Source organism: Mycobacteriales bacterium (genome assembly GCA_035533475.1).
Taxonomy (GTDB): domain Bacteria; phylum Actinomycetota; class Actinomycetes; order DATLTS01; family DATLTS01; genus DATLTS01.
The window spans coordinates 1-11269 of record DATLTS010000024.1 but is presented as its reverse complement, the minus strand read 5'-3'; the positions used below and the strand labels follow the sequence as shown (position 1 = coordinate 11269).

The window sequence follows — 11269 nt, the reverse complement described above, 5'->3', positions numbered from 1 at the left end:
ATGGAACCAAGACCCCGAGCTGCTCAGCTGGCTCGCCAACCTCTGACCGCGCCTGGGTTATGCGCAGCGTCCGGTCGCCACCACCGCCCTCACCAGCGGCAACAGCCCGGCGCTACGCATAACCCAGCGCTGTTCATAGGGTGGGATTCTTTCCCCGTTGATGGCTAACATCGCCCTGAGTGTGCTCGATGAGCACGTTCACCGGCCGTGGCGACCAGGCGGTGAGATGTCCACCAGCTCACGACGTGCAGGACGTCGCTCCAAGGGCCTGCCGAACTGGCGGATCGTAAGGTACGCAGACGATTTCGCCGTGCTCGTGCACGGCACCGAAGACGACGTTCATGGCCTGCGCGAAGAGATCGCGGCCGTGCTCGCCACCATGGGTTTGTCCTTTTCGGAGGAGAAAACCCGTGTGGTGAACCTGGCCGAGGGGTTCGAGTTCTTGGGGTTCCGCATCCAGCGGCGCCGCAAACCCGGCACGAACACCTGGCACGTCTACACCTTCATCGCCGACCGGCCTATCCGGTCGTTGAAGGCGAAGATCCGTGCCCTGACGAACAGGACGTCACAGCAAGACCCAGGGTCCGTGCTGACCAGGCTGCGCCAGGTCATGCGCGGCTGGTCCAACTATTTCCGGCACGCCGTGTGCAAGCACACCTTCGGTCGGCTGGCCCACTTCGCCTGGTGGCGGGTGGCACGCTGGCTGCGGACCTTGCACCGCTGGGGATGGAAAGACTTCCGACGCCGGTTCACCACCCCGCAAGGGACGTGGAAACCGCTGTCCGCCGATGGGATCACGTTGTTCAACCTCGAAGCGGTCCCCGTGACCCGCTATCGCTGGAGGGCCAACAACATCCCATCGCCGTGGGCACTGACTCCCGCATAACGACAATACCCGTGGAGAGCCCGGTGCGTGGAGACACGCACGCCGGGTTCGGCGAGCGGCCTGGGGAAACGGACCGGGAGCAACCCCGACACCGCGCCCCAGGCCGACTTGACCGTTGAGTAGGCGGGGATAGGTTCGGCTTCCGGTGCTGTGAGCGATCACGGCGTTGTGAGCCTCCGGTCTGCCCGGCTGTTCCACCCACGGCGCTCAGCGCCGTTCCATAGAACGCCGAACCGGCCCCGTGGCACCCGCAGCCCGCTCGCATCCAGCGGTGATCGCGGTGAGGATGGCGTCGGCGACCAGCCGGGCGGCGCCCCGCGCCGAGTCGGTCGGCCCCTTGCGCGGCCGGGCAGCCTGCGTTTGCCGGCGGCCCGACATTTACCTATTATGGGTCTCGTGTATTCCACGACGAGGCTGGTGAAACGGCGCGCGGTCGACCTGTGTCGCGTGGCCACCTGCCTCTGTCGCCCTTCCTGACGCCCGGGCGTCCGCCGGCGCGAGTTCGCCGCGGCGCCACATCCGAAACGCCCCGTCAGGAGCACCATGTCCCCGACCTATATCGACCCGCGCGGCCCCCGGATCGGGGCGGCGATCACCAGCGTCGTCCTGGCCGCCGGCCTGGTCACCGGTAGCGGCCCGCTGCTCGCCGCCCAGGCGGCGGTGTTCGCGATCGGCGCGTTCGCCGGGCTGCGCTACGCCCCCTACGGGCTGCTCTACCGGGCGCTGATCCGCCCCCGCCTCGGCCCCCCGCACGAGCTGGAGGCGGAGGCCCCGCCCCGGTTCGCCCAGCTCGTCGGCTTCGGCTTCGCAGCCGTTGCGGCTGTCGGCTACCTCACCGGGCTGACCGCGCTCGGCATCGTCGCGACCGCGGCGGCGCTCGCGGCCGCTTTCCTCAACGCCGCCTTCGCCTTCTGCCTGGGCTGCGAGGTGCACCTGCTCCTCACCCGGGCGTTGCACCGCCCCACCACCCGACGCTTCATCCCAACCACCAGCAAGGGAGTTCCGGCATGAGCCGCAGCGACGTGTTAGTCGACGCCGAATGGGTCGAGACCCATCTCGACGACCCGAAAGTAGTGCTCGTCGAGGTCGACGAGGACGTGTCCGCCTACGACAAGGGCCACATCCGGGGGGCGGTGAAGATCGACTGGCAGAAGGACCTTCAGGACCAGGTGAAGCGCGACTTCGTCGACCAGGCGGCGTTCGAGAAGCTGCTGTCGAGCCGCGGGATCGGCAACGACGACACGGTCGTGCTCTACGGCGGCAACAACAACTGGTTCGCGGCCTACGCCTACTGGTACTTCAAGCTCTACGGGCACCGGAGCACGAAGCTGCTCGACGGCGGCCGCAAGCGCTGGGAGCTCGACTCCCGGGAGCTCACCGACGAGACCGCGGGGCGCCCGGCGACTACATACCAGGCGGAGCCGCAGGACGCCTCGATCCGGGCCTTCCGCGACGACGTGCTGGAGGCGATCGGCAGCCTGAACCTGGTCGACGTCCGTTCCCCCGACGAGTTCTCCGGCAAGCTGCTCGCGCCGGCGCACCTGCCCCAGGAGCAGTCGCAGCGCGGCGGGCACATCCCGACCGCGAAGAACATCCCGTGGAGCAAGGCGGCCAACGACGACGGCACGTTCCGCGACGACGCGGAGCTCCGCGACCTCTACACCGGGGCGGGCGTCGACCTCGGCAAGGACACCATCGCCTACTGCCGGATCGGGGAGCGCAGCGCGCACACCTGGTTCGTCCTGCACGAGCTGCTCGACCTGCCGAACGTCAAGAACTACGACGGATCCTGGACCGAGTACGGCTCGCTGGTGGGCGTCCCGATCGAAAAGGACGTCTGAGCATGTGCGGTGCACCGGGCCAGCAGACCGAGTTGCCGCCGGGGATCGACGTCGCGAAGGAGAGCGTGATCCAGGGCACCGTGCGCCGCGACGGCGTCCCGGTCGGCGGGGCGTTCGTCCGGCTGCTCGACTCGAGCGGCGAGTTCACCGCCGAGGTGGTCGCCTCGGCGACCGGGGTGTTCCGGTTCTTCGCCCGGCCCGGCTCGTGGACGATCAGGGTGCTCGCCCCCGGCGCGACCGGGGAGGAGAAGGTCGAGGCCACGCTCGGGTCGGTCGTCGAAGTCGAGGTCACCGTCACCTCGTAAGCCGTTGAACGGTGCTGCTCCCGGGCGGTTGACGGGTGGTGCTGCGCCGTTCGGCGGAACCGGAGAATCCCTATAACTAGCTATCCACCCGGGGGCGCATCCGCACGATCCCTTCTCTAGGAAGAAAGCTGAGCTGGAGGGGACGGTCATGCGCAAGTCTTTGGTCTTTGGTGCCGGGATCGCCGGCATGCTCGCGACGTCGCTGCTCGGGGTGGCACCGGCGAGCGCCGCCTCCGGCGGGACGACGCTCACCGTCGCCCTCACCGGCGGCTCGCTGTCGATCACGGTCCCCGCCGGCCCGGTGGCGCTGTCCGGCTCGGCCGCGTTCGGCACGGTCCTGACCGCGTCGATCCCCACTTCGACGGTGACCGACGACCGGGGCACCCTGCTCGGCTGGACCGTGGTCGGCAGCACGACCACGGACCTGCTCGCCACCGCCACCGGTGACACCCACTCGATCGTGCTCGACCCGGCGCTGCCGGCGCTGCCGCCGCTCAGCGTGGTCATGACCGCGCCGACCGCGGTCGGCACCTCCCTGCTGTCCGGGGTCACCGTCGGTGCGGGTGGCCCGGTCTACCCCACCTCCACCACCACCCTCGAGACGGCGCTGCTCGGTGCCGGCGGCGGCAGCTACGACTACTCCGGCACCGTGACCTTCATCGTCCCGTCGAACGCCTACGCCGACAACTACTCGACGACGCTCACGCAGACGGTGAGCTGATCCGCGTCTTGACCGCAACTCCACGTCGCAGCGCGCATCCGGGGCTAACGTCACGGGTGCGCGCCGGCGCGTCGGAGGGGGAGTGATGACCGCAAGCCCGCACATCCGCCGGCTCGTCGCCGGGCTGGCTGCCGCCGCTGCGCTCGCCGTCCCGGCCACGGCGCTGGCGACCGCGACCGGCGGCGGGCTCGGGGTCCGGCTGCTCGACGCGCCGGCGAACCTGGTGAACGACCCGCGGGCGCACAGCTACGTCATCGACAGCGTGAACCCCGGGGCGGTGTTCGCCCGGCACGTGCTGGTCACCAACGACACCGGGGCGCGTGCGCACATCCTGCTCTACGCCGCCCCGGCGACGATCGCCGACGGCGCGTTCTCCGTTGGGCCGCGCGGCGGCGCGAACCGGCTGACCTCCTGGATGACGGTGAGCCCGGCCGCGGTGGACCTGCCGAACGGCGCCGCGGCGACGGTGACCGCGACGTTCCGGGTCCCGGCCGGGACCCGGGCCGGCGAGCGCTACGCGGCGATCGTCGCCGACCTGCCGCCGACCGCGGGACCCGTACCGGGCGCGGGGGTGCTGATCGAGAGCCGGGCCGCGATCCGGGTGTACCTCGACGTGGCCGGCTCCGGCGGCGCGCCGGCGGCCGCGTTCACGGTGACCAGCCTGACCGCCGGCCAGCACACCGACGGCACCCCGTTCGTCTCGGTGCTCGTCCGCAACACCGGCGGCCGGGCGATCGACCTGGCCGGCTCGCTCTCGCTCAGCCACGGCCCCGGCGGGCTGTCCGCTGGCCCGTTCCCGCTAGTCGCCGGCACCACCCTGGCCCCCGGCCAGACCGAACCGGCCACGGTCAACCTGTCCGCGACGCTGCCGGACGGGCCGTGGCTCGCGACCGCGACCGTGCGCAGCGGGCTGACCGCCGAGCGGGCCCAGGGCACGATCACCTTCCCGACGACACCGGGCACCACCGCCCGCCCGGTGCCGGCCCGCGCGATCCCGTTCGCCCGCAACAAGCGCGACCTCGTCCCGATCGCGGTCGGGCTGCTGCTCTTGCTCCTCGCCCTGCTGCTGACGGTGCTCTGGCGCGCCCGCCGGGCCCGCCACGCCGCCGGAGGCCCCGGCCCCGCGGCCGGCACCCCGGTCCCCCCGCAGCGCGCCCCGGCGCCGGGTTCGCTGGCCCGCCAGCGGTAGGGCCGGCCCCCGTAGCCGAGCGCCCGGGCACCATCGGCGCGGACCTCCGCGACGAACGCCCCGGCCGGGCAGCGGGGCGGGGTCGGTGGCTCCGCGGACGCACGCCGGGGCCCCGGGTCGTGCCGGGCTACGCCGAACTGGCCGCTTCGACCGGCCGGCCGCCGCCGAGGGTAGCCAGGTCGGCCGCGACCGTTCCGGCGACCCAGCCGGCGCCGTTCCCGATCGAGAGCGGGCGCCGCTGCACCTCGGCGAAGGCCCGCTCGCACGCGTCGTCGACGGCCCGGGTTCGGCCGGCAAGGACGGGTAGCAGTCGGTCGCCGTGCTCCGCCGCGGCCTCGCCGATGGCCGACTCGGCGGCCTGCTCGAGCCGCTGCCCGATCCGGGTCGCGAAGCCGGACAGGAACGACTGGCGGTAGGAGCGGCTGCGCTGGCGGGGTCCGGCGCGACCGGCGGCGAGCAGCATCGAGGTGCCCTGAACGAGTAGCGAGGTGTAGAGCATCTCGACACCGTCGAGGTCGGTGCGGAACCCGAACACGGTGCAGAAGCCGAGCCCGCCGCTCCAGACCGTTCGGCACCGTGACGCGCCGGCGACCACGGCGAGGAGCGCCGCCTTGGCCATTGCGTAGGGATCGTCGATCGGGATCCGCCGGCCCTCCGGCTCCTCGATCGCGGCGTCCGCGGCAAGCAGGGCATGGTCGATCGCGTGTCGGCTCATCATCTCCTGCGCCTTGGCGGTGAACGCCTCGGCCTCGGCGGGGAAAGCGGTGGACTCGGCCTTGGACAGCAGGGCCCGGATCCGGTCGAGGACCCGCGCTTCGCCCGTGTCCCGGGCTGGGCTCGCGCCCCCCGGCCGGCCGGGTCGAGACCATTCGCCCGGTGGCGCACACAACCGGGGCAACGTGGGCACGTGCCAGAGGAACGACAGCGCCTCCAGCGCGCACCGCAGCGCGGCCGCCCGGTCGAGCCCGGCGGCCCTGACCCAGGTCTCGAGCCGCAGATCGCCGTCCCGGTCCCGTCCGGTGACCGGCAGGGCGTCGAGCTGCACCAGCCATCGCTGGTCGGCGTACGGGTGCCCGCGGTAGCCGCACGCCTCCGACGTGATCACCGCCGCCGCGAGGCCCGCGTGCTGGGGGCCAAGCTCACGCCGGACCGCCCCGTGCAGGTCGACCGGCTGCCATCCGCGCGGCCACGCCGCGGCCACCGCGCCCCGCAGCCGGGCCAGCAGAATCCCGGGCACCGGATCCGCGGCGCCCGCTCCGGCCGGCCAGCAGGCCAGCAGGGCATCGACCCACCGGGTGTAGGCGGCCTCGTCGCGGTGGCGGAAGGCCGTGGCGGCCTGCGCGACCAGCCGTTCTACGCGGTGCGGCTGGGGGTCCGGCCGGCCGGCTCCCGGGCGACCCTGTTGTTCCCGGGCCCGCCGCCGTCCCCGCTTGCCCATGCCGACCTCCGTCTCGCCCGCGACAATGCCGTTTCCTATCGGCCGTTTCCTATCGCACCGCTGGGTCAATTCGCGGCCGCGCCCCGCGGTCAGCTCCCCGGCGGGGACGCGCGTCGACTGGCTACGCGAACAGCTGGGGCGGCGGCTCTTCGAGTAGTGGGAAGCGCGGGTGGGACCGGCCGTGCAAGAGCTCAGTAGCGGTGGCGAGCCTGAAGGAGCCGACGCCGCGCTTACGGCGCGTGGTGGGCACGTCATACACAGCCCGGGACTTGTGCCCCGGTTAGATCGTTATGATCCAACAATGTCCGCCACTGACACGCTGCAATCGATCGGCCTCCGGGTCCATCAGCGCATCTACGAGGGAACCGGCGGTGCGATCGGGCATCGCTTGATCGGTGTCCCGTCGCTGCTGTTGCGTACCACCGGGCGCAAGACGGGCCTCACGCGAACCAACGCGCTGGTGTACGCGCGGGACGGTGACAGCTATCTGGTTGTCCCGTCGAACGGTGGCGAGGACCGGCCGCCGAGTTGGCTCGCGAACCTGCGCGCGCATCCCGACGTCGAAATCCAGATCGGCCGGCGGTCGATGCCCGCGACGGCACGAGTCGTCGAACGCGGCGATACCGAATACGCGCGGTTATGGGAATCCGTCAACAGCAACAACCACCATCGCTACGAGGCCTACCAGAAGAAAACCGCCCGGCCGATCCCCGTCGTTGCGATCCGCCCGTCGAGCAGCCCGCTGAACTAGCTACGAGGTCGAGCGGCACATCTCGCATGGGGTAACAATCGAGAGATGATCAAGATTGAGATCAAGAACGAGGCGTCCGATTCGCGGACGTGGTCCGTCGAGCAGCCGTAAGGCGACACGGAGCCCCGGACCGAGCGGACGCCCTCACGATCGAGTGGCGTATTCGCCCGACATTCCTATCTGCACGTTCCGCGCAACCTGCTCCCCGGGTCGATCAGGGTCGAGGGGCCACGGCGGGGTCGAGTTCGAGCGCAGCCGCGATGTCGCTCACCTTCCACTACGACGAATCGCGCGGCCACGATGTCGGTGGCGACCACGATGCGCCCCAGTGCCTCAGCCAGCAGGGCGCTGCCCCACCCGGAGCCGTGCAGTCCCCGGTCGAGCGCCAACCGGGCCAGTAGCACGGCCGGAATCCGCTCCGGGCGGCCGCGACCGATGCGCGCCGGCAGCTCGGCCCTGTCCAACACGTGAGCGGTGATGCTGTAGTAGCCGACCACCCGGGCACCGTCGAGCCAGCCAAACGTGCGGGCGGTGCGCCTGCGCTGCACCGTGACCGCGTGCTCGCGCAGCCACCCATCCAGCGCCGGCTGACCCGAGTCGAACCCTTCGACGTCGTGATTGGCAGACCGGGCGCTGGCGTGAAAGCGCGCCGACTCAGCGCCGACGGGTCACCGACTCGTGGGCCTTGGCCGCCCCTCGAGCCAGCGTCGGGTTCGCTCGTGCCGGATCATCTAACGCCGCGAGCAACGCATCGAAAAAACCCGCCGGCACGATCGTGACCGACCCGTGCTCGGCCAACACCTGCTCGGCGCGTTCCTCGGCCGCCGTTCGCGGCACCTCGTAGGCGACGCAGCACGCGGCGATCCAGGTGTCGTTGACCGGACGCGGTCGGCCGCGCCGCTCCGCTGCCGCAACCAGCCGTGCCCAACTCGCCGCCACACCCCGGTGGTAGGGCAGGGTCGGCACGGCGCTAAGCCAGGCATCCAGCCGGCCCCGACGAGGGGAGCCCCAGGAACGGACCTCCGCCCACTTGAGCAACTCGCCGGTTTCGGCGGGCAGGGTCCGTCGGTGCAGGCGCGACGCCACGTCGGTGTCGATGACGACGGCCGGCACGACGGGTCAGGCCAGCTCAGCGGCTCGGGCGGCCCTGACGTCGGCCAGGAAGGTCTCGAGTTTCGCTGCGGACTCCCAGATGTCGGCCGCGAACCGGTCGAGGTCGCTCAGTGAGGCCACCGGGGTGGCGCCGACCAGGGCATGGGCTAGCAGCGCGGCTGGCTCCTTTCCGCCGGGGTCGCGGTCGAAATCCGAGGGTTTCGTCGACACGGGCCCTCCTCGGCATCCCGTTTGACCCCTTCCCGGCCCAAGCACCCGTCCCGAATGCGTCCCTGTGGGTTAAAAAGCCGACCCGAGGACGTACCGAGCCGCCCCACGGAGTAACGCGCAGTGCCGGTTTCCCTGCAAATCAAGGGCTTTCGTCACAACGGGTACCGCCGCGTCACGCTGGCTTCCCGACAGCACGGCACCAGGTCGGCACCAGGTCGCCGGAGGTGAGCCGGCGGCTCGAGCGCCCGGGACCGGTTCTGCACGTCGCTTGTCGAGTTCTGTCCTCAGGTGATCTCGAGCAACCAGTCGAGCGCGCGGGTTACTTGGCGCAGGGTGACGGGGTCGGTTCGACCCAGCCGGCGGGTGAGTCGGTGGGTAGAGATCGACTTGATGTCCTCGGTCTTGGCGTAGCTGGTCTCGGCGAGGCCGGTAGCCGCCGGAGTGAGCTCGATGTGCGAGGGAAGGCCACGCCTGGTGCGGGTGAGTGGGACGACGATCACGAGCCCGGCCCGGCTGGTGTTGAGCCGGTCGGCGGAGATGACCAGCGCGGGTCGCCGATAGCCCTGTTCATGGCCGACCGGTTCCCCGAAGTCGACCAGCCAGAGCTCCCCGCGGTACGGAGGGTCGGCCCGGACGCTCGGGAAGGTCACGCCAGGGTGGGCGGATCGTCCGCAGTGATGCCGTCACGCACGGTCGGGGCCTCTGCGTCCCGCTCGGCCTGCAGCTCTTCCCAGCCGCGCGGGTCGTCAGCCAGCGCGTCGTAGGAGTTGGCGAGCTCGCGCCAGAACAACTCGCGCTCGTAGGAGGTGACCGCCTCGTCCAGCACCTGCTGCATTTGGCGACCACTGGCCTCGGCCAGGGCGGCGACCCGGCGCCGGGTCTCTTCGCTCACCCGTACTGTCGTGCTCACACGAACAGTCTACCTCGCAGTAGATGAATCGTCTACCCTGTCGGTGGGACCGTAGTGCAAGTGCAACCGCTGGGCTCATAACCCAGAGGTAGCGGGTTCAAATCCTGCCCCCGCTACTGATGGAAGCGCAGGTCAGGCCCTAGATCAACGATCTAGGGCCTGACTGCTTCCAAGATCCATTTCCGTCTCGTTTCCGTGAACTCTCTCGCTGAGCGGGGAACTTGATCATGGCACTGGCCTGACCTGGCTTGAGCAGGCCCGAGTCCGGGACGTGTGCCCCGTAGTTGATGGGCGAGCGTCCGGTAATCACGGACGCGCAGGGCAGGAGCGGCCCTTCCCGGTCGAAGTTCGCAGGTTCCCTATGGGGCGGTCGCCTGTCGTGCCGTCGCGAGCGCCGCGGCGATGAAGTCGTCCTTGGGTCGGTGTGCCGAGCGGGTCGTCGCCGTATTCGGCCGCAAGTGTCTGCTTGAGCTCGGCGTACCCGCGGGCGAGCTCGGGGTGTCGTCTCAGGTACTCCTGGAATTGGACGTGATCGAGGTGCGGCTTGCTGCCGGCGACCACGACGTAGGGAGATGGTGCCGGGGCGCCCGGGCTCCGGGCTCCGGGCGTTGACCCGGCCCCCTTGCTCGACGCTGCCCAAAAAGCGGCCGCCCCAGCCGGAAAGACTCTTGGTATCAAGCCTTGACCCGCCCCGCTCCTTCATGAATGCCGTTACAGGTCCCGGACTGCCCGTCAATGCGGCCGCACCGACAAGATCACCCCCGACGACCAACTCAGTTCACAACTCATCAACTCGAGATGCCCGGGCAAGTTCGCATGATTTGGCCCGACGGCGTGCGCGGGTAGGGTGACTGCCGTGGACCGTGTCACATTCCACTTCGACCCGCGCTGCCCGTGGTGCTACCAGACGTCCCGGTGGGCGGTGCGCCTGGCGGAGCTGGGCGAGATCGATCTCGATTGGGGCGTGTTCTCCCTGGAGGTCGCGAACCTCGAGGAAGGCTTGGACCCGTTCGAGCTCGAGCCGACGGGAAGCCCGGCCCTGCGCGTGGCGATCGCCATCGGCGACGCCCACGGCACCAAGGAGATCGGCGGCTTCTACCAGGCGCTGGGCCGACGCACCTTCCTCCAGCCCGCGCCGCCGGAGGACTTGGACGCAGCCATCCGGGAATCGCTCACCGAGGCGGGCCTTCACCCAAGCCTGCGCAGTCGGGCGCTCGCCGACCCGAAGACCTGGGCCCGGGTGGTCGGGGAGACCCAGCGCATCCAAACGAAGGTGGGCCGCCTCGGCGTTCCGACCATCGTTCTCGACGGCGACGACGGCCCGGCCATCTTCGGTCCGGTCGTGTCCCGGATGCCCAGCGACGAGGACGCCGTGGAGCTCTGGCGTCACACCTCGTGGCTGGTCCGCTACGGCAACTTCGGCGAGTTGAAGCGCAACCGCGGGCCGCAAGACGACTTGCCCATCACCGCGTGGTACGCGCAGCAACGAGCCTTACGAGAATCGAACAAGGAGTCGCAGAAATGAGCATTCTGCCGACGGCGACCCTCGGCCGCACCGGTGTCGTGGTGACCAAGCTCGGGTACGGAGCGATGGAGCTACGCGGTGGCGGCGGCGGCTTCTGGGGGCGGCCGATGCTTGGAGAAGTAGAACACCCTCGATGCAGCCGTTAACTCGCGGGTCGCCGGTTATTTTCGACCACGCGCTGTTCGCGGTTCTCACCCTTTTCCGAGGCCTCTGAAGACCGTCCACAAGTTTTCCGGTAACGCCGGCCTCGGGTCCGGCTCGACGGTCTGCCGGCTTGAGCGCCCAGCGGCCGACCGCGCGGGTGTGGCCCGTTTATTGCCGGCTGCTTCAGCCGACCGGCAGGTCAGCCAGCCTCTCCCACCACGGACCAGTTCCTGCGA

Annotated in this window: 16 protein-coding genes; 9 read left to right on the top strand and 7 right to left on the bottom strand. The window is 70.4% G+C overall.

Going from position 1 to position 11269, the window contains the following annotated elements:
* Window positions 1–145: 145 nt before the first annotated feature.
* On the top strand, window positions 146–886 hold the full coding sequence (locus tag VNG13_04930; protein ID HVA59865.1) for a group II intron maturase-specific domain-containing protein: 741 nt from the start codon (window positions 146–148) through the stop codon (window positions 884–886).
* Window positions 887–1093: 207 nt separating this feature from the next.
* On the opposite strand, the gene VNG13_04925 is transcribed toward VNG13_04930, so the two are convergent.
* A complete protein-coding gene (locus VNG13_04925; GenBank protein HVA59864.1) occupies window positions 1094–1264 on the bottom strand; it encodes a hypothetical protein in 171 nt (56 codons plus the stop codon).
* Window positions 1265–1429: 165 nt separating this feature from the next.
* On the opposite strand from VNG13_04925, the gene VNG13_04920 reads away from it, so the two are divergent.
* The 5 genes from VNG13_04920 to VNG13_04900 all read left to right on the top strand — a co-directional run bounded on the left by VNG13_04920 (window position 1430) and on the right by VNG13_04900 (window position 4942).
* A complete protein-coding gene (locus VNG13_04920; GenBank protein HVA59863.1) occupies window positions 1430–1897 on the top strand; it encodes a DUF4395 domain-containing protein in 468 nt (155 codons plus the stop codon).
* A complete protein-coding gene (locus VNG13_04915; protein ID HVA59862.1) occupies window positions 1894–2727 on the top strand; it encodes a sulfurtransferase in 834 nt (277 codons plus the stop codon). The genes VNG13_04920 and VNG13_04915 overlap by 4 nt, the downstream gene beginning before the upstream one ends.
* Window positions 2728–2729: 2 nt before the next feature.
* Entirely contained in the window at window positions 2730–3032 is a 303-nt protein-coding gene (locus VNG13_04910; GenBank protein HVA59861.1) for a DUF1416 domain-containing protein, read from the top strand.
* A gap of 148 nt (window positions 3033–3180) precedes the next feature.
* Window positions 3181–3753 (top strand): hypothetical protein, encoded by a 573-nt coding sequence (locus VNG13_04905; protein ID HVA59860.1) that lies wholly within the window; start codon window positions 3181–3183, stop codon window positions 3751–3753.
* Window positions 3754–3838: 85 nt separating this feature from the next.
* Window positions 3839–4942, top strand: a complete 1104-nt coding sequence (locus VNG13_04900) for a hypothetical protein (GenBank protein HVA59859.1) — start codon at window positions 3839–3841, stop codon at window positions 4940–4942.
* A gap of 127 nt (window positions 4943–5069) precedes the next feature.
* Here the strand turns inward: VNG13_04900 and VNG13_04895 are convergent, their stop codons facing one another.
* Complete coding sequence (locus VNG13_04895) at window positions 5070–6380, bottom strand: DUF2786 domain-containing protein (protein HVA59858.1); 1311 nt, start codon at window positions 6378–6380, stop codon at window positions 5070–5072.
* A gap of 301 nt (window positions 6381–6681) precedes the next feature.
* On the opposite strand from VNG13_04895, the gene VNG13_04890 reads away from it, so the two are divergent.
* Window positions 6682–7131 (top strand): nitroreductase family deazaflavin-dependent oxidoreductase, encoded by a 450-nt coding sequence (locus VNG13_04890; protein ID HVA59857.1) that lies wholly within the window; start codon window positions 6682–6684, stop codon window positions 7129–7131.
* Between the two features lie 176 nt (window positions 7132–7307).
* On the opposite strand, the gene VNG13_04885 is transcribed toward VNG13_04890, so the two are convergent.
* The 5 genes from VNG13_04885 to VNG13_04865 form a co-directional block, all read right to left on the bottom strand.
* Window positions 7308–7679, bottom strand: coding sequence for a hypothetical protein (locus VNG13_04885; GenBank protein HVA59856.1), 372 nt, complete (start codon window positions 7677–7679; stop codon window positions 7308–7310).
* A 106-nt stretch (window positions 7680–7785) separates the two neighbouring features.
* On the bottom strand, window positions 7786–8244 hold the full coding sequence (locus VNG13_04880) for a DUF1778 domain-containing protein (protein ID HVA59855.1): 459 nt from the start codon (window positions 8242–8244) through the stop codon (window positions 7786–7788).
* A gap of 6 nt (window positions 8245–8250) precedes the next feature.
* Window positions 8251–8454, bottom strand: coding sequence for a hypothetical protein (locus tag VNG13_04875; protein ID HVA59854.1), 204 nt, complete (start codon window positions 8452–8454; stop codon window positions 8251–8253).
* Between the two features lie 284 nt (window positions 8455–8738).
* Window positions 8739–9104: a type II toxin-antitoxin system PemK/MazF family toxin gene (locus VNG13_04870; protein HVA59853.1), complete on the bottom strand. Its 366-nt coding sequence runs from the start codon at window positions 9102–9104 to the stop codon at window positions 8739–8741.
* On the bottom strand, window positions 9101–9364 hold the full coding sequence (locus tag VNG13_04865) for a hypothetical protein (GenBank protein HVA59852.1): 264 nt from the start codon (window positions 9362–9364) through the stop codon (window positions 9101–9103). Before VNG13_04865 ends, VNG13_04870 begins: the two co-directional genes overlap by 4 nt.
* Window positions 9365–10220: 856 nt before the next feature.
* Between VNG13_04865 and VNG13_04860 the strand changes: the two genes are divergently transcribed.
* Together VNG13_04860 and VNG13_04855 are read left to right on the top strand one after the other, a co-directional pair.
* Window positions 10221–10889 (top strand): DsbA family protein, encoded by a 669-nt coding sequence (locus VNG13_04860; protein ID HVA59851.1) that lies wholly within the window; start codon window positions 10221–10223, stop codon window positions 10887–10889.
* Entirely contained in the window at window positions 10886–11035 is a 150-nt protein-coding gene (locus tag VNG13_04855; protein HVA59850.1) for a hypothetical protein, read from the top strand. Before VNG13_04860 ends, VNG13_04855 begins: the two co-directional genes overlap by 4 nt.
* The last annotated feature ends 234 nt before the right edge of the window (window positions 11036–11269 follow it).